Genomic DNA, 17,093 nt, shown 5'->3' with positions numbered 1-17,093 from the left:
CTCACGCCGTCGGCGACGATGCCCGGCCCCCCTTCCCCGCTCTGCCTCAGCTCTGCCCCAAGCACGGAGACACGCATGTCGAGACTACGTACCGGGTCCTCCCCGGCCGCCGCTCTGTCCCTGCTCGCGGTTGCGGCGCTCACCCTGAGCGCCTGCTCCGGCGGGTCCACGTCGGGTTCCGCCGGTGGCGGCAAGACCCTGGTGATCGACACGTCGTTCAACCTCAAGACCGCCGACCCCGGGCGCGAGTTCGAGCCGACGGGCGGGATCGTCGACAAGGCGCTCTACCAGACCCTGCTGACCTTCAAGGGCGGTGATGTCACCGAGCCCGTGCCGGAGCTGGCGACGTACGAGCAGTCCACGGACGGAAAGACGCTCACGCTGAAGCTGAAGCCGGGGGCGAAGTTCTCCGACGGCAGCGCGCTCACCGCCGACGACGTGGTGTTCTCCCTGAACCGGGTGATCGGCCTCAAGGGGAACCCGTCCTTCCTCCTCGACGGCGTGACGGTGACGAAGACGGACGCCACCACCATCACCCTGACCTCGAAGAAGGCCAACCCGGCGCTGCCGTACATCCTGCCCAACCCGGCGCTGGGGATCCTCAACAGCAAGACGGTCAAGGCCAACGGCGGCTCCACGACCGCCGCCGACAAGGCGGAGACCTACCTCAACACCCACTCGGCGGGCTCCGGCCCGTACACGCTGACCTCGTTCAACACCAACACCCAGGTCGTGCTGGAGAAGAACGCGAAGTACACGGGCTCGGCGAAGCCCGCCTACGACAAGATCGTGATCCGCAACGTCCAGGCACCGACGCAGAAGCTGAACGTGCAGCGCGGTGACAGCCAGATCGCCCTCGACCTCACCGCCGACCAGGCCGAGGGGCTGACCGGCGGCCTGAAGGTGCTCAGCGGCACCTCCTCCGACGTGGTGTTCCTGCTGCTCAACCAGGACAAGAAGATCAGCTCCACCACCTCGAACGCGAAGTTCGCCGAGGCCGTGCGCAAGGGCGTCGACTACGCCGGACTGCTGTCCATCGCGGGCAAGGGCTCGGTCCAGGCGGCCGGCGTCATCCCGTCGACCTTCCTCGGGGCGCTGCCCGCCGCGCAGGCCACCTCCAGGGACCTGGCCGGGGCCAAGGCGGCGCTCGCCGCGAGCGGTCTGAAGAACCCGTCGGTGTCGCTCGGCTACCCGAGCGACCTGACCGTGGACGGCCTGTCCCTGCAGACGATCGCCGAGCGCCTCCAGGCCCAGCTCAAGGAGGTCGGCATCACGGTGAACCTCGCCCCGGCGCCGACCACCACCGAACTGGAGAAGTACCGCAGCGGCAAGGAGGAGGCCGGGCTCTGGTACTGGGGCCCCGACTACCCGGACCCCAGCGACTACCTGGTCTTCCTGCCCGGCAACCTGGTCGGCCTGCGTGCCGGCTGGAAGGCGGGCGCCGACCCGGAGCTGACCGCGCTGGGCGAGAAGGCGGCCACGACCATCGGCGACGACGCCCGCAAGGCGCTGTACGAGCAGATCCAGACGAAGCTCAACGCCTCCGGCCCGTTCGTCCCGCTCCTCCAGCCCAGCCGGCACACGGTGACCGCCGCCTCGGTCACCGGCGTCACCTACAACCCCGTCTGGACGCTCGATGTCGCGGCCGTCGGCAGCAAGTAAGGGTGGGGCCGGGCGGCTGCGCGACCGAGTCGCCGCCGCCCGGCACCGCCACCCGTTCGCGAACTTCCTGGCCCGGCGCGCCGGTACGGCCGTCCTGCTCATGCTGGGCGTGACGCTGGTGACTTTCATCCTCACCAACCTGGTGCCGGGCGACCCGGCCGCCGCCGCCCTCGGGCAGCGCGCGGTCGGGGACCCGGCGATCGTCGCGCAGTTCCGGGAGCACTACGGCCTCGACAAGCCGCTGCCCCTCCAGTACGTCACCTACCTGGGCAATCTGCTCCAGGGCGACCTCGGCGAGTCGCAGCAGAGCCACCAGGCCGTCCTGGACGATCTGCGCACGGCGGTGCCGGCCACCGTGGAGCTCGCGGGCACGGCGATCGTGCTGTCCCTCGTCATCGGCGTGGCCTTCGGGGTGATCGCGGCCCTGCGCAAGGACCGGCTGACCGACCAACTCCTGCGCGTGCTCAGCCTGTTGGGGGTCTCCGTGCCCACCTTCTGGCTGGCGCTGCTCGCCTTCTACCTCTTCTTCTACCGCCTGGGCATCGCCCCCGGCAGCGGACGGCTCGACCCCGGCATGACCGCGCCGCCGGACGTCACCGGCCTGTACACGCTCGACGCTGCGCTGGCCGGACAGTGGCCGGTCTTCTGGAGCGCGGTGGGCCATCTGATGCTGCCCGCCCTGGTGCTGACCGCCTACACGGTCGGCCTGCTGACCCGGTTCACCCGGTCCGCGGTCCTCGAAGTGCTGGGCCAGGACTACGTCCGGGCCGCCCGCGCCAAGGGACTCCCCGGCCGGACGGTGCTCACGCAGTACGTGCTGCGCGCGGCCCTGGTCCCGGTCATCACGGTCGCAGGCCTGGCCTTCGGGGCGCTGCTGTCCGGGACGGTCCTGGTGGAGGCGATCTTCGCCTGGCCCGGCCTCGGCGCGTACGCCTACCGCAGCGCGACCACGCTCGACCTGCCCGCCGTGATGGGGGTCGGTCTGGTGGTCGGCGTGATCTATCTGCTGGTCAACCTCGCCGTGGACGTGCTGTACGGCGTGATCGACCCGAGGGTGAGGGTCAGTTGAGATTCAGCGTCCTGAAGCGGCTGCCGAGCGCCTGGCGCCGGCCCCTCGCGGTCATCGGCGCCCTGGTCACCGTCTTCTGGCTGGTCGTCGTCCTCGCGGCGCCGCTGCTCGCCCCGCACGACCCGCTCGCCCAGGACCTGCCCAGGCTGGCCGCGCCCGGCGCGGGTCACTGGTTCGGCACCGACGAACTAGGCCGGGACGTCCTGAGCCGGGTGCTCCACGGTGCCCGCATCTCCATCCCGCTGGCCCTGCTGCTGGTCGCCCTGTCCCTGCTCATCGGCGGGGTGCTCGGCGCCTGCGCCGGGTTCTTCGGCCGGTGGGTCGACGAGACCGTGATGCGCGTCGCCGACCTCGTCTTCGCCTTCCCCACGGTCATCCTCGCGATGGTCGTCGCGGCGGCGCTCGGCGCCAGCCTCCAGAACGCCGTACTGGCCGTACTGGTCGTCTCCTGGCCGTCGTACGCACGCGTCACCCGGGGCCTGGTGATGGGCATCCGCTCCCGCGAATTCGTGCTCAGCGGACGCCTGTTGGGCTTCTCGCCCTGGCGGTCGCTGCGCGTCGACGTGCTGCCGAACGTCCTCGGGCCGCTGCTGGTGCTGGCCACCCTGGACATCGGCACCGCGACCCTGCTGCTGTCCGGGCTGTCCTTCCTGGGCCTCGGCGCCAAGCCGCCCGCGCCCGAGTGGGGCTCGATGGTGGCCGCGGGCACCCAGCAGTTCGACAAGTGGTGGATCGGGGTCTTCCCCGGCCTGGCCATCCTCACCGTGGTCCTGGCCTTCAACTTCCTCGGTGACACGCTGCGGGACGCCCTCGACCCGGGCACCGCCCGCACGCTCGGCGCGGAGAAGGAGCGGGTGGCATGAGCGCGCTGGAGATCACCGGTCTGACCGTGGACCTGCCCTCGGGCGGACGGATCCTGCACGGTGTGGACCTCGTGGTGGAGGCCGGCCGGATCCACGGCCTGGCCGGGGAGAGCGGCTCGGGCAAGACGATGACCGGCCTCGCCGCCCTCGGGCTGCTGCCGCAGGGTGCGCGGACGGGTGGCCGGATCACGCTCGAAGGCGCGTCCGCCGACCTGCTCACGCTCTCCCCCAAGGAGCTCAACTCCCTGCGGGGGAAGGCGATCAGCATGGTCTTCCAGGACCCGTCGACCAGCCTGCACCCCATGCTGAGCGTCGGACGTCAGCTCACCGACCACCTTCGCCACCACCTCCGGCTGGACCGAAAGGCCGCCCGTGCGCGGGCGGTTGAGCTGCTGGGCCAGGTGCGGATCCCCAACCCCGAGGAGGCGCTGGGGCGTTACCCGCACCAGTTCTCCGGCGGCATGCGCCAGCGCATCGCCATCGCCGTGGCCCTCGCCTGCGACCCGAGGGTCCTGATCGCCGACGAGCCGACCACCGCTCTCGACGTCACCGTCCAGGCGGGAGTGCTGCGACTGCTGCGCCGTCTGTGCGACGACCTGGGCCTCGCCGTCCTGCTGGTCACCCACGACCTGGGGGTGATGTCCGCGCTCGCGGACACGGTCAGCGTCATGCGCCACGGCCGGATCGTGGAGACGGGACCGCGCGCCCGGGTGCTCACCGCGCCGGAACACGAGTACACCCGCAGTCTGCTGGACGCGCTGCCGGACCACGCACCCACGGGCCCCGTCGATTCCTCCAGGAGTACGTCATGACCCCGCCCCTGCTGACGGTCTCCGACCTCGTCGTCCAGTACCATCGCTCCGGCGCGCCGCCGGTCCGGGCCGTGGCGGGCGTCAGCCTGGACGTCGCCCCCGGCGAGGTGGTCGGACTGGTCGGCGAGTCGGGCTGCGGCAAGTCGACGCTCGCCCGCGCGGTCTGCGGTCTCACCGCACCCGCCGAGGGCCGGATCGACTTCGACGGCACTGTGGTGCGTCCGCTCGGCGTACGGCGGCGCGACCCCGCCCTCACCCGCGTCCAGATGGTGTTCCAGGACCCCTACGGCTCGCTCAACCCGCGCCGGCAGGTCGGCGCGCAGATCGCGGACGGGATCCGTACGGCCGCCGAGCGCGGTGAGGCGGCGGACGACGCCACCGCGGAGCGGTACCTGACCCGCGTAGGACTGCCGGAATCCGCCGCCGGGCGCTACCCGCACGAGTTCTCGGGCGGTCAGCGCCAGCGCATCGCCATCGCCCGGGCCCTGGCCGCGCGGCCCCGGCTGCTGGTCGGCGACGAACCGATCTCCGCCCTGGACGCCTCCGCGCAGGCCCAAGTGGCCACGTTGATGCGGTCGTTGGCCGTGGAGTCCGGTGCCGGGCTGCTGTTCATCAGCCACGACCTGTCCGTCGTACGGCTGATCGCGGACCGGATCGCGGTCATGTACCTCGGCCGGATCGTGGAGACCGGGCCGACAGCCGAGGTCTGGGACGCTCCCCGGCACCCGTACACCAAGGCCCTGCTGGCAGCCGTCCCACGGGCCGACGGCGCCGGGGTCCTGCCCGCCGAACTCCCCGGTGACGTGCCCGACCCCGCCGCCCCGCCCGCCGGCTGCCGCTTCCACCCGCGCTGCCCGGCCGCCTTCGACGGCTGCGACCGCGAGGAGCCGCAGCTGATCGCGGGAGGTGTGGCCTGCCGCCTGTACGCGGCGTGAGGCCACGGACTCCTGACCCTTTACTCCCAATTGCCCCCATTGCCCCCATTACCCCCCACTGAACCCGCACCCGATTCTGCATGGAGACCACCCGAGTGAGCACCCCTGCCCTCCACCTCAGCGACCGACTGGCCCGTGCCCGCAAGGCCACCGCCGCCGCGGGCCTCGACGCCCTGCTGATCAGCCCCAGCGCCGACCTGCGCTACCTCACCGGCTACGACGCCAAGCCGCTCGAACGGCTCACCTGTCTGGTCGTGCCCGCCGACGGCGAAGCCTTCCTCGTCGTACCGGAGTTGGAGCGGGCCGCCGCACACGCCTCGCCGGCCGGGAGCCTCGGCATCGACATCACGGGCTGGGGCGAGACCGAGGACCCCTACGCCCTGGTCGCCGCGCGGCTGCCCCGCGGGGCAGCCCGGGTCGCCGTGGACAACCACATGTGGGCCGAGAAGACCACCGCCTTCCGCACCGCGCTTCCCCACACCCACCAGAGCCTCGCCGGAGCCGTGCTGAACGACCTGCGGATCCGCAAGACGCCGGAGGAGGCCGAAGCGCTGCGCCGGGCCGGTGCCGCCATCGACCGGGTGCACTCCCGCATGGGCGAGTGGCTGCGGGCCGGGCGCACCGAGCGCGAGGTGGGCCGGGACATCGCCGACGCGATCGTCACCGAGGGCCATGTCCGGACCGACTTCGTCATCGTCGCCTCGGGCCCGAACAGCGCCAGTGCGCACCACGAGGTGTCCGACCGGGTCATCCGGCCCGGCGATCCGGTCCTGGTCGACATCGGGGGCACGACCGAGGACGGCTACTGCTCCGACTGCACCCGCAACTACGTGGTCGGGCAGCCGTCGCCGGACTATCTGCGGCTGCACGAGGTGCTCCTGGCCGCGCAGCGGCTCCAGACCGAGGGCGTCCGCCCCGGCATCACCGCCGGTGAACTCGACGCGATCGGCCGGGACTTCATCGACGACTCGGGCTACGGCGCCCACTTCATCCACCGCACCGGGCACGGCATCGGCCTGGAGGGCCATGAGGAGCCGTACATCGTCACCGGCTCGGACCTGGTGCTGGAGCCCGGTATGTCCTTCTCCGTCGAACCCGGCATCTACCTGCCCGACCGGTTCGGGGCCCGCATCGAGGACATCGTGCTCTGCTCCGACGGCGGCGGTGAGCGACTCAACCTCACCAGCCGCGAACTGACCGTCCTGCCCTGACCCGGCGCGCGGCCACGCCGCGCCCCCCGAACGTCTCTCCCTCTGCACAGGAGCCATCGCACATGCACGTTGCCGTCCCGTCCCCCACCGGCGGCGCCCGCCCCGGCGGATCCCCCGACGACCTCGCGGCCGTGTGGGCGGTGATCACCGGGATGTACCACGCCTTCACCGCGGGGGACCGGCCGCGGATCGACTCCTTCCTGGACCCCGACGCGACCGTCTTCGACTCGGCGACCCCGGGCCTCATCAGGGGCAAGACGGAACTGGACGAAGTACGCGACCGGCGTCCCCCCACCGAATCGGGCCCCCGGGAAACCGGTCTCGAAGCCCACGGCGAGACCATCGACGTCTTCGGGCACCTCGCCCTCGCCCGGTACTGGCTGCGGGTCGACTACGCGTCCCTCCCCGCCCGGATGATCCGCAACACCGCGGTCCTGCTACGCGTCAACGGCTCGTGGCGGATCATCCACCTGCACGAGGACCTCCAGCAGGACCTGGCGAGCAGCGTTCCCCGCGAGACGACTGCCGGCCGATGACAGTCGCGCAGGAGCTGGTCGAGCTTCTAGCCCTGCGCCGGCCGAGGTGAGCCGCCGCGGGTGTGCCTGCCCGCGGCGGCACCCACCAGGAGCATCAGGAGATAGACCGCGAATGCCGCGCATGCCGGGATCACGATGGTGTCGCCGGACTGCAGGCCGCCCAGCAGCGCCACTCCGAGGGAGGCACCGGACTGCCGCCCCGCGGTCAGCATGCCACTCGCGATCGCGGTGCGATGGCTCGGCGCCGCGGCCATGACCAGGGTGATCTGCGGAACGGTGGCCAGCCCGAAGCCCAGTCCGATCGCGAAGAGGCCGACGCTCATCCCCACCGGTCCGGAGCTGCCGAACGCGATCAGAAGCACCGCGCCCAGAGCCGTGAGGGACAGCGCGATCAGCAGCATCCGCAGGGCGCCCAGTCGCGCACTGATCCTGCTGGCCAGCAAGGGCGTGAACGTGATGGGCAGCGCGGCCGGCAGGAAGCTGAGCCCGGTGGCCACGGGTCCGTAGCCACGTACCTGTTGCAGATAGAGACTGACCACGAAGACCAACCCGTAGTACCCGGCGAACAGCAGGAGGCCGACGCCGACGAACCCGCTGAATCCACGGCTGCGCAGGAGGTCGGCCGGAAGCATGGGATACGCGTAGGTTCTCTGTCTGACCACGAACGCGGCCAACGCCACGCAGACGACCGCGATCGCGGCCCACACGGGTCGGCCCCAGCCGATTTCGTGGCCCTTGACCAGCGCCAGCGTGGCTCCCCCGAGGAAGACCGCGGCGAGCGCCTGACCCACGAAGTCCTGTGGTTCCGCGCGGCCCTGGTCGTCAGGAGGCATGAACCGCGACGCCATCCACAACGCACCCACCACGACAGGTACGTTGATGAGGAAGATGCTGCGCCATCCGATCACGCCGACGAGAGCCCCGCCCAGAATCGGCCCGAACGCCACCGGGCTTCCGGCAACGGTGGCCCAGACGGCCATGGCCTTGGCGCGCGCCTCGGGACTCGGGTACGCCTTCGTCAGCATCACCAAGGTGGCCGGCATCAACAGGATCGCACCGATGCCCTGCAGAATGCGCAGCGCGACCAGAGTTGGGCCGCCTGGGGCCACACCGCACAGCAGGGACGCCACCCCGAAGACGCCGACTCCGACCCGGTACATGGGGACGGCCCCGAACCGTGCGACAGCCGTGGCGCCGGCGAGAACCAGGCTCGCCAGGACGATCACGTAGGAGTCCACGACCAACTGCATCATGGCCAGGTCGGCGTGCAGGCTCGTCTGCATCGCGGGGATGGCGACATTGACGACGGTGGTGTCCAGGACGACCATGCCGTAGCCGAGGCAGGCGGCCGTCAGTACCCGGCCGGGCCGAACCGTGTCGGCATCCCGTTCTCCGGGGCCGTCGACGGCAACGGTGGGATTCTTTTCGGACATCGTCTCGTGTCAGCTCCTACAGCAGCGCCAGTAGTCTGAGGTCCGCCACATACTTCTCGATCAACTTCATGGAGAGGTGCGGAACACCCTGATCGCCGCCCACTCCGCAGTCCCGGACCGTGGCGTGGAACCGTTCAGCGGGAACCAGTGCTCCCGGTACCGGCCGTGCCGGCGCGTCGTACGCGTGGATCAGCGGCAGGAGGGAGAGCTTCCGCTGTCGTTCGGGCAGTGCCTTCAGCGCGATCTCGAACCGCGAACGCCAATCCTGGTAGTCGTCGATGCGGGTGATGGGGCAGCCGAGTTCGATGAGCCAGTCGACGAACTGGTCCAGCGAGACTCCGTCGTCATGGTTGTTGACGACGTTGTAGGTCGAATGGCCTTCCTTCAGCGTCTCGCCGAGGGAGACGACAGCGGCTGCCGTGAAGTCGACCGGCAAGCCGCTGTAGTGGGCACGTCGGCGTCTGCCGTCCGCGTCCATCGCGTAGAACGATCGCGGCGCCACACCGGTGGCGACCACACTCAGCAGCAGCCGGGTGAACCGGTCGGGGACATTCAACTGGCCGGCGAAACGACTGTGCGCGAGGATCATGTCCGAGCGGAACACCGCGACCGGCAGACCACAGCGCTCGTGCGCCTCGCGCAGCAGCACCTCGCCCGCCCACTTGCTGGTCGCGTACCCGTTCGCGTAGGTGTCATCGAGGGGGCGTACCGCGCTCGCGGTGCGGATGTCGGCGTCTTCGCCGACGAACGATCCGTCCGGCAGCATCGCCACACCGACCGTCGAGATGTAACCGAATCGCTTGCGGCGCGTGGTCAGCGCCAACCGGATCAGCTCAGCCGTGCCCACGACGTTGGGTTCGAACAACTGGGCATACGGCAGCACGTGGTTGACCAGCGCGGCCGAGTGGACGATCTGGTCCACGGTCCCCGCCAGGCGGTCCCAGTCAGCGTCCCGCAGGCCGAGTCTCGGGGCGGACACATCTCCCGCGAGCACCTCCAGGTGGCGGTCGGCCAGCGTGGCAAAGCGCTCGTCGAGTTCCGCCGACCCGCTGGTGAACGCGTCCTCGATGCGCTGCCGGGCCGCCGCGTCGTCGTGTCCGCGCGCGATGCAGATCAGCTTCCCGCCCGTCAGGGCGAACCGCTCAAGCCACTCCAGGCACAGGAAGCGGCCCAGGAAGCCGTTCGCGCCGGTGAGCAGCACCGTCCGGGTCGAGTCGGCCGCCCGCGGCAGACGCGTGGCCCGGGCCAGTGTCCCGGCGTCGATGAATGTGCCGAGTTTCAGGTCGGCGGCGCTCACCCGCGAGCTGTCACGGCCGTGCACCGAGGCGAAACTCGGACGGCTCGCCTCGGAGCCTCGAACGGTGTCGACATATGCGGCGATGCTGCTCAGGGTGGCTGTCGGCCCGATGATGACCTGAATGGGTATCTCGATGCCGAAGACCTGCCCCAGCATCGTCGAGAAGGTGTGCGCGGAGAGCGAGTCCCCGCCCAGATCCCTGAAGCTCTGATCCGGCTGGCATTCCGGTGGCTGAAGTCCCAGGGCGACCTGTGCGGTGCCGGTGACGGTGTCGAGCGTCGGCCGGCTGCCGCCGGTGGCGCGCACCCGGGCGAGCAGTCCGGCCCTGCGGTCCGCGATCTCCTGGTACATGCACTCCAGTTGCTCGCCGTAACGAGCCTTGAGCTCGGGCCGCAGATGTTTCCCCACACCGGAGAGCAGACCGTTCGCCACGGAGAACCTGTCGGGTTCGAGGAGGAAGTCGTTCGGAATCTCATACGGATTCAGTTCGGCTTCCGCCGCGAGTCGCCGGATGGAATCGCTGACAGCCGATCGGACCTTTTCGGTGTCGGACGAGCCGATTCTCGCGAAGTCCGGGACGACCACCGCGAGCAGGAACGCCTGCTCGCTGCTGCCGTACAGATAGATCTGCTCGATGCATGGACTGCTCGAGTACAGGGCTTCCAGGCGGGAGATCTCGACGAATTCGCCCTGGGAGAGCTTTACGACGTTGTTGATGCGGTCGACGTAGACCAAGCGGTCCGGTGCGACCTCCGCCATGATGTCGCCGGTCCTGTAATACCCGTCCTCGTCGAATGCCCGAGCGGTGGCTTCGGGTTGTCTGAAGTAGCCGTGGACCAGACCGTCCGATTTGAGCCGAAGTTCACCTCGCGGATAGGGCCTGTCGGTCTGGAAGTATCCCAGTTCGGGCACATCGACCAGTTTGTAGTCGATGACGGGTGGTCGCCGGACCTGCTGGTTGACGACGACCGGCCGGCCGGTCTCCGTCGACCCGTAGCAGTCGGTCACCGTTATTCCGAGGACCGACTCCATGAAGTCACGCATCTGTCCGGAGAGCGGGGCGCTACCGCACAGCGCGCTGAGAATGCGGCCGCCCAGGAGCCGGTCACGTATTTCCGCGCGCGCCGCGGCATGCGCGGAATCGTCTTCCGTTCCCTGTTCCGCGTATCGTTCCGCCTCGATCTGGTAGAGCTGGAAGACCATGTCGCAGATACGGGGGACCAGGCTCAGTACGGTGGGCCTCGCGAGGGAAATGTCTTCGAACAGCGTGGACAGGTCGCTTCGTCCCACGAAGAAGCCGATTCCGCCCGAGGCGAGCCCGGAGACCAGCCAGGAGCGGCCGTTCGCATGGCTCATCGGCATGTAGTGCAGGACGATGGTCGGCAGCGGCGCGTCACCGCTCGCTCCGGCGTTGGTCATGCCGCCACGAGAACGCTGCCACATCTGAGTGAGCATTCCCTCGGTGTACATGGCGCCTTTCGGGGTGCCCGTACTGCCGGAGGTGTAGATGAGGCCGGCCAGCCGGTCGGGATCGCTGTCCGTGCGGTCGGGATCGCTGTCCGCGGGGGTGCTGATCGCCGACCGCCCCTGACCGCGCTCCAGTTCAGCGGAGAACGTCACCACGGTGGCGCGTCCGTGCAGCCTGTCGACGACTGCCGCGAATGTCTCACGGTGGTCGTCGACCCTGCCGTCGTAGTCGAAGACCACGAGCCGTTCGATGGAGTCGCTCCGGAGCACCACATCCACCGCGATGCCGACCGATTCGACATCCGCCGCCAGGATCCGCGGCCGTGTCTCGTCCACGACCGGCGCGAGGTGCGCGGCGGAGGCACTCCTCGGCAACGGGACCGACACCGCGCCCAGCACCATGCAGGTGAGGTCGATGGTCGCGTAGTCGATGCCGGTGAACCCCAGGACCGCGACGAAGTCGCCTGCTGTGAACCCTCCGGACACACCGGTCGTCCATGCCCCCGCCAGCGCGCCCACCCTCGACCACAGCTCGCCGTAGGTGATCGCGTCGAAGCGCGGGAGGAGTTCCAGGGAGGCTCTGCCGGTCGTGCGATCCGTGACGACCTCCCGCGCCCGCTGTGCGAGAGCGGGCCGGTCGATGTATCCCGTCATGGCGGCGGAGACGGTGTCCGCCAGACTTCCCTCGGCCCGGCGCATGCCGTCCGCCACCGTGACCGACGGGATCGCCCCGGCGAACTCCGGGTCGTCCACCCGCAGCGCCGCGATACGTTCCGCGAGCCACCGCTGCCGGTCGGAGGCGGCCATCGACTCCGGGTGGGTCATCGGTACGGCTACTCGACGAACGCCCACGAAACCCCTCCGCCCTGCGACAGGTTGACCACCGGGGAATGCGCGGTACCCCGCACGAGGAGACCGCTGGCGCCCTCGCCGTAGAGGTACATCCCCAAGACGTAGTAGAACGGCACGACTTCACCGTCCGGGCCGGGCAGCTCCAGGCTTGAGGTGTGCAGCCTTCGCTGGCAGCTCCATCCGCAGACGTCGGCGCTCAGCAGCGCGCGGAGCTCTTCGGGCGTGTACCGGTCGCCGATGAGCACCTCTTTGCCGCCGTAGGTGTAACTGCGTTTGAAAACCAGCCGGTCCTTGTCCGCCAGCGCCGATTCCAGGGTGTCGCAGGACAGATCGAAGGTGTGCGGCACGTACTGCTGGACGACCTGCCGCTCCTCCTCGCTGAGGATCTTCTGGTACTCGGGGTCGCAGAGCATGGAGAACCATCGTCGGTGCATCTTCAGCTCGCCCTCGAACAGGCACGAGAAGGTGGCCCCGCTGTCCCGCAGCGCCACCAGGAACTCACCCTCGTCAGAGGTGTCTTCGACGGTGACGAGGCGGTGGATGAGTGTCTTGCGGGCCTCATCCGGGGCCAGCCACTCGGACGGGTACGTCAGCTCGTCGTGGTAGTGGATCTCGATGTCCGGCGCCATCAGCCGGAGATAGCGCTGCAACAGCCAGTGCGGGCTGAACCCGTAGGCCCGATGCTTGGTCGAGTCGAGTATGACGAAGCGGGTGAAACCGCCGCGCCGGCACTCGGTCATGTACAGATGCGCCTGCTGCCGGATCGGCGACACCCCGGTCACGGACCGCCCCAGCAACTCAGCCATGACGTACGCGCTGTAGTAGCCCTCGGTCGCACCGACCCCGGAGAAGTGGTTGACCTCGCAGAAGTAATAGCCGGACTCGGTCGGGATGATGTCGGCCCGCAGCATCCGCAAGCCACGCGAGGCGACGGTGGACCAGTCCATGTGAGCTGCCATCTTGGGCGGCACGTGGAACAGTGCCCGCAGTTCGTCCGGCGTTCGCGTCGTGCACAGATGCCGCACGAGCTTCTCCTGCGCGTCGACCAGTGTGCGCGTCGCACGGGCGAGCGCGGCGTGGGTCGCGGGGTCGATACGGAAGTAGTACGGCAGCGACCGGAAGGCGATCCCGAGATCGTCCAGGAGCTGGTCGGCACCGCGGGCGGCCATCGCATGGTCCGGCGAGGCGCGTTGGGCCTCCAGGAACGCGCGGTTGTACTCGGTGAACATGGGCAGTCCTCGTGGTCGAGACATGATGTGGTCCTCACCTCGGCGCGCGGCCGTACGGGCTTCCCGCCGCCCTCGGACCCGGCTGCGGGCGGGAGGCGGCACCGGGATCAGGAAGGCGGCCAGGGCGGTGACCTCGTCGACGTCGCCCTGGGGCAGGAGACCCGTACCGACCGGGCAGGCGCCTTCCTGCCTGCTGCCTGCGGCGGCCGACGCACCGCGGGGGCCGCTCGCGTCCAGGCGGTTGCCACGAGCAGCTCGTGCACGCCCAGCGCCTGCTCCACGCCGGTGACGATCCCGGGATCGTCATGGTCGGTGATGAAGCCTTCATGGACTCCCTCTTGCCAAACGTGCGTACTGTTCACGAACAGTGCCTGTCGGACGCCTCCGCCCAGGCCGCCCAGCTGGAACTCCGGACCAGGCAAAGGCCGTCGAGGAGGGGGAGGGGAGGGGCGTGCGCTCGTAGGAAGCCCGCATATTGTGTACGTCGCAGGAAGAGCCGAGTTGATGTAACCCGCACTGCTTGTTGCTGACGTGTCGTCGACGGCTATGAAGTGGTTGGCGCACATCTGTAATGGCCTGTTGGATCTTCAGTGCTGATCGATAGCGCCGTCAATGGCAGGTGAACTAAATGGCGGGAATTCGTCAGCCGTCCCCGAGATGGTCACACCTGCTCAAGCGCCTGCGGACATCTGTACCGAACGACGGGTCGAGAGGTTTCATGGCCGAAACTGCACGCCGGTCCAGTCCGCTGTTTCTTGTGGCGCCACCTGCTTGCTGCACTTCGTGAACAGTCGACCGCCCTCGTTCTCTTACATGCATGTAAAGAAGAGGCTGACGGAACTTCATATTCCAACGTGGGTCGTCGTGGTCGCTGACAGAACTTGACCTTCGCGGCACGCCGTCTCTTATGAGGTACCCGGTCATCCGGATCCGCGCGGCTGCTCCCGTCGCCGCATCTCCATCGCCGCACTGACCTGCTACGAACATGGTGAACGCGCTGCCGGCCAACCTCCGGCAGCAGATCACCCGGCTTCCCGGCCCACTTCTGCGTCGCCCGTTGGTTGGCTGGTGTCGGTCTTGCCGCGCTTCTCAGTGGGAATACAGCATGAAGACATCGAGATGCTCGAGCCGCCGCCGGATAGTCGAGCGTGGTGCGAAGCGACGCGGACGCAGTGCTCCAGTGGCGCAGACCCGAGGGGAACCGTCATGGACAGCGTTGAGCTGAACCGCTCCGCCGGGCCCGCGATGCGTGGAGCTGCCGAGGAATCGAGCAACGGGCTCGCCGACGACGGTCCGGTCAGCCTGCTCGTGGACCGCCGGGACGTTCCGCTCGATCTGATGACTCCCGAGGACGAACTGGCAGTGCAACGTCTCGTACCGGCGGGCGGCCCGGCGTCCTATGGGTTCAGCTCCGCCCTGTGACCGGCTGCGCCGATGGCCGCCCGGATCCGCCCCTTCCAGCAGTTCGTGCTCAAGATCCACAGTCGCTGCGATCTCGCCTGTGACCACTGTTACGTGTACCGCCACGCGGACCAGGGCTGGCGTCACCAGCCGCGCGTCATGGCACCGCACACGGTCCGCGCCACCGCTGCGCGCATCGCCGAGCACGCCGGGGCGCATCGTCTGCGTCGGGTGCGGGTCGTGCTGCACGGCGGTGAGCCGTTGCTCGTGGGACGTGAGCGACTGCGCCTCATCGCGCGCGAACTGAGATCGGCGCTCGGCGGGGTGGCGGACCTCGATCTGCGTATGCAGACGAACGGCCTGCGCCTCGACGAGGAATGGTGCGCCCTGCTGCTGGAGGAGCGCATCGTCACCGGTGTCTCGCTGGACGGCGACCGGGTCTCGAACGACCGGCACCGCGTGCGGGCGGACGGTTCCGGCAGCTACGACGACGTGGTCCGCGCGGTGCGGCTCCTCGGAAGACCCGAGCACCGGCCCGCCTTCGCAGGGCTGCTGTGCACCGTGGATGTGCACAACGACCCGGAGGCGGTGTACCGCGCCCTCGTGGAACTGCGCCCGCCTCGCATCGACTTCCTCCTGCCCCACGCGACCTGGGACCACCCTCCGCCCGGTCCCGGCGGCGCGCTCGACTACGCGAACTGGCTGATGACGGTCTTCGACCTCTGGAATGCCGAAGGCCGCCCGGTCCCTGTCAGAATGTTCGATTCCATAGAGGCGTCGGGAGCCGGGGGAACGGGGTTCACGGAAGCCCTGGGACTGGGCAGCCCCGACCTGGCGGTGGTGGAGACGAACGGGGCGATCGAGCAGGCCGACTGGTTGAAGACGGTCGGCCCGGGTGCCGCGGCGACCGGATTCCATGTGCGGACGGACAGCTTCGACACGGCCGCGGCCCATCCCGGGTTCCTGGCCCGGGCACCGGGCATCGGCGGCCTGCCCGGAACATGCCGTCGCTGCTCGGTGGTGACGGTGTGCGGAGGCGGCCTGTACGGCCACCGGTACCGCACCGGCAGCGGGTTCGACAATCCGTCCGTCTACTGTGCGGGCCTGCTCCGGCTGATCACGCACATTCGCGACGCGCACAGCCCGCCGCGTCACCACCGGCTGCCGGAGCGGGACTTCGAGGCCCTGGCGTCCGGAGGCTTCGACGCCGATGCGGTGGGCCGGCTCGCCGAGGCACAGACCAGTCTGCGGCGATCCGTCCTGGCGTACCTCCGCAACGCGGGCGCCATGACAGGCGAGGGCTGGCGCAGCCTGGTGCAGGAGGAGGCGTCCGTGCTGGACGCCGTCCTCGCCCAGCCCTACATCCGTGCCTGGGCCGTGCAGTGCTGCGAGGCTCTCACGACGGGGGCGGGACCACTCGACACCGGGCGCGTGGCGGAGATGGCGCTGGCCGCCGCCGTCCGGTCCAAGCGCCGGCTGCAGCTCACCGTCCCCCTGCGGTCGGGCGCCGTGCACCTGCCCTCGCTGGGGCGTCTGACCGTACTGGACGACGGAGTCGCGGAGCGGGGCGAACTGACACTCACCGTCGAGGACGGCCGACTGCGCGCGCCGGACGCCGTGACCGGGTTCGAACCGACGCGGCATCTGACGGCCGACGGCATCCGGGTCGCCGTGGAGGACACCGACCCGTACCGCGACTGTCATACGTGGCCGCCGGCGCCCCGGTTGCCGGAGGACGAATTCGGCCGCTGGCAGGAGCTGTTCGCCGCCGCGTGGCACATCATCCGCCGTGATCATCCGCGGTACGCGGACGGTCTCGCCGTCGGACTGCGTGCGATCACCCCGCTCCTGCCCGTGACCGGACGGAACGTCAGCGACACCTCCCGGCATGCGTTCGGAGCCGTGGCCGTCGCGCTCCCGGACACGGCGGAGGACCTCGCGCTGCTGCTGATCCATGAAGTCCAGCACGCGAAACTGGGAGCGCTGCTGGACATGTACGGCCTGGTCGACCCGGCGCACGACAGGCTGTACGAAGTCGCCTGGAGGCCCGATCCCCGGCCCGCGGAGGCCGTCCTCCAAGGTGTCTACGCCCATCTCGCGGTCGCGGACGTGTGGAGCCGTCGTACCGGCGAGAAGGCTGCGGAGCGGACCCGGCACTGGTGGTCGGCCTCCGTGACCGCCCTGGACGCCGTGCTGGCCGGCGGCGGTCTCACCCCGCTGGGAGTGCGGTTCGCCGGAGCCATGCGGTCCGGCGCCGGCGCCGGCCCCCTCCTGGACCGAGGGTGAGAGCGGCCGGTACGGCTCCGTAAATGCCCGCTTCCCGCCT

Annotated in this window: 12 protein-coding genes; 9 read left to right on the top strand and 3 right to left on the bottom strand. The window is 69.7% G+C overall.

What is annotated here, in order from left to right; all coding sequences use genetic code 11:
• Positions 1–75: 75 nt before the first annotated feature.
• From PH203_RS28865 to PH203_RS28835, 7 genes are all read left to right on the top strand, one after another.
• The gene (locus PH203_RS28865) at positions 76–1,662 is read left to right on the top strand and encodes an ABC transporter substrate-binding protein (RefSeq protein ID WP_289923512.1); all 1,587 of its coding nucleotides are present in this window, start codon (positions 76–78) and stop codon (positions 1,660–1,662) included.
• Entirely contained in the window at positions 1,637–2,731 is a 1,095-nt protein-coding gene (locus PH203_RS28860; RefSeq protein WP_289923510.1) for an ABC transporter permease, read from the top strand. The genes PH203_RS28865 and PH203_RS28860 overlap by 26 nt, the downstream gene beginning before the upstream one ends.
• Positions 2,728–3,594 carry an ABC transporter permease gene (locus tag PH203_RS28855; RefSeq protein WP_289923509.1) on the top strand — a complete coding sequence of 289 codons (867 nt, stop codon included), beginning with the start codon at positions 2,728–2,730 and terminating at the stop codon, positions 3,592–3,594. Before PH203_RS28860 ends, PH203_RS28855 begins: the two co-directional genes overlap by 4 nt.
• A complete protein-coding gene (locus tag PH203_RS28850; protein WP_289923507.1) occupies positions 3,591–4,406 on the top strand; it encodes an ABC transporter ATP-binding protein in 816 nt (271 codons plus the stop codon). Before PH203_RS28855 ends, PH203_RS28850 begins: the two co-directional genes overlap by 4 nt.
• The gene (locus PH203_RS28845) at positions 4,403–5,341 is read left to right on the top strand and encodes an ABC transporter ATP-binding protein (protein WP_289923506.1); all 939 of its coding nucleotides are present in this window, start codon (positions 4,403–4,405) and stop codon (positions 5,339–5,341) included. The genes PH203_RS28850 and PH203_RS28845 overlap by 4 nt, the downstream gene beginning before the upstream one ends.
• Positions 5,342–5,436: 95 nt before the next feature.
• A complete protein-coding gene (locus tag PH203_RS28840) occupies positions 5,437–6,552 on the top strand; it encodes a Xaa-Pro peptidase family protein (protein ID WP_289923505.1) in 1,116 nt (371 codons plus the stop codon).
• Between the two features lie 62 nt (positions 6,553–6,614).
• Positions 6,615–7,088, top strand: coding sequence for a nuclear transport factor 2 family protein (locus PH203_RS28835; protein ID WP_289923504.1), 474 nt, complete (start codon positions 6,615–6,617; stop codon positions 7,086–7,088).
• Between the two features lie 26 nt (positions 7,089–7,114).
• Here the strand turns inward: PH203_RS28835 and PH203_RS28830 are convergent, their stop codons facing one another.
• Genes PH203_RS28830 through PH203_RS28820 form a run of 3 tightly spaced genes read right to left on the bottom strand, consistent with a single transcriptional unit; the run spans position 7,115 to position 13,390 of the window.
• A complete protein-coding gene (locus tag PH203_RS28830) occupies positions 7,115–8,521 on the bottom strand; it encodes an MFS transporter (protein ID WP_289923502.1) in 1,407 nt (468 codons plus the stop codon).
• A 16-nt stretch (positions 8,522–8,537) separates the two neighbouring features.
• Positions 8,538–12,110: a carboxylic acid reductase gene (gene car, locus PH203_RS28825; protein ID WP_289923500.1), complete on the bottom strand. Its 3,573-nt coding sequence runs from the start codon at positions 12,108–12,110 to the stop codon at positions 8,538–8,540.
• An 8-nt stretch (positions 12,111–12,118) separates the two neighbouring features.
• Positions 12,119–13,390 (bottom strand): hypothetical protein, encoded by a 1,272-nt coding sequence (locus tag PH203_RS28820; protein WP_289923499.1) that lies wholly within the window; start codon positions 13,388–13,390, stop codon positions 12,119–12,121.
• A gap of 1,182 nt (positions 13,391–14,572) precedes the next feature.
• Between PH203_RS28820 and PH203_RS28815 the strand changes: the two genes are divergently transcribed.
• Positions 14,573–14,788, top strand: a complete 216-nt coding sequence (locus PH203_RS28815) for a hypothetical protein (protein WP_289923498.1) — start codon at positions 14,573–14,575, stop codon at positions 14,786–14,788.
• Between the two features lie 12 nt (positions 14,789–14,800).
• Positions 14,801–17,053 (top strand): FxsB family cyclophane-forming radical SAM/SPASM peptide maturase, encoded by a 2,253-nt coding sequence (locus PH203_RS28810; protein ID WP_289923497.1) that lies wholly within the window; start codon positions 14,801–14,803, stop codon positions 17,051–17,053.
• The last annotated feature ends 40 nt before the right edge of the window (positions 17,054–17,093 follow it).

Source organism: Streptomyces sp. S.PB5, assembly GCF_030403745.1.
Taxonomy (GTDB): Bacteria; Actinomycetota; Actinomycetes; order Streptomycetales; family Streptomycetaceae; genus Streptomyces.
This window is presented reverse-complemented; position numbering and strand designations above follow the sequence as displayed.

Excerpts from the sequence above, each read along its gene's own strand:
- PH203_RS28865 (WP_289923512.1), top strand. The coding sequence starts at position 76 with ATGTCGAGACTACGTACCGGGTCCTCCCCGGCCGCCGCTCTGTCCCTG.
- PH203_RS28860 (WP_289923510.1), top strand. The coding sequence starts at position 1,637 with ATGTCGCGGCCGTCGGCAGCAAGTAAGGGTGGGGCCGGGCGGCTGCGC.
- PH203_RS28850 (WP_289923507.1), top strand. The coding sequence starts at position 3,591 with ATGAGCGCGCTGGAGATCACCGGTCTGACCGTGGACCTGCCCTCGGGC.
- PH203_RS28845 (WP_289923506.1), top strand. The coding sequence starts at position 4,403 with ATGACCCCGCCCCTGCTGACGGTCTCCGACCTCGTCGTCCAGTACCAT.
- PH203_RS28835 (WP_289923504.1), top strand. The coding sequence starts at position 6,615 with ATGCACGTTGCCGTCCCGTCCCCCACCGGCGGCGCCCGCCCCGGCGGA.
- PH203_RS28830 (WP_289923502.1), bottom strand. The coding sequence starts at position 8,521 with ATGTCCGAAAAGAATCCCACCGTTGCCGTCGACGGCCCCGGAGAACGG.
- car (WP_289923500.1), bottom strand. The coding sequence starts at position 12,110 with ATGACCCACCCGGAGTCGATGGCCGCCTCCGACCGGCAGCGGTGGCTC.
- PH203_RS28820 (WP_289923499.1), bottom strand. The coding sequence starts at position 13,390 with ATGTCTCGACCACGAGGACTGCCCATGTTCACCGAGTACAACCGCGCG.
- PH203_RS28815 (WP_289923498.1), top strand. The coding sequence starts at position 14,573 with ATGGACAGCGTTGAGCTGAACCGCTCCGCCGGGCCCGCGATGCGTGGA.
- PH203_RS28810 (WP_289923497.1), top strand. The coding sequence starts at position 14,801 with ATGGCCGCCCGGATCCGCCCCTTCCAGCAGTTCGTGCTCAAGATCCAC.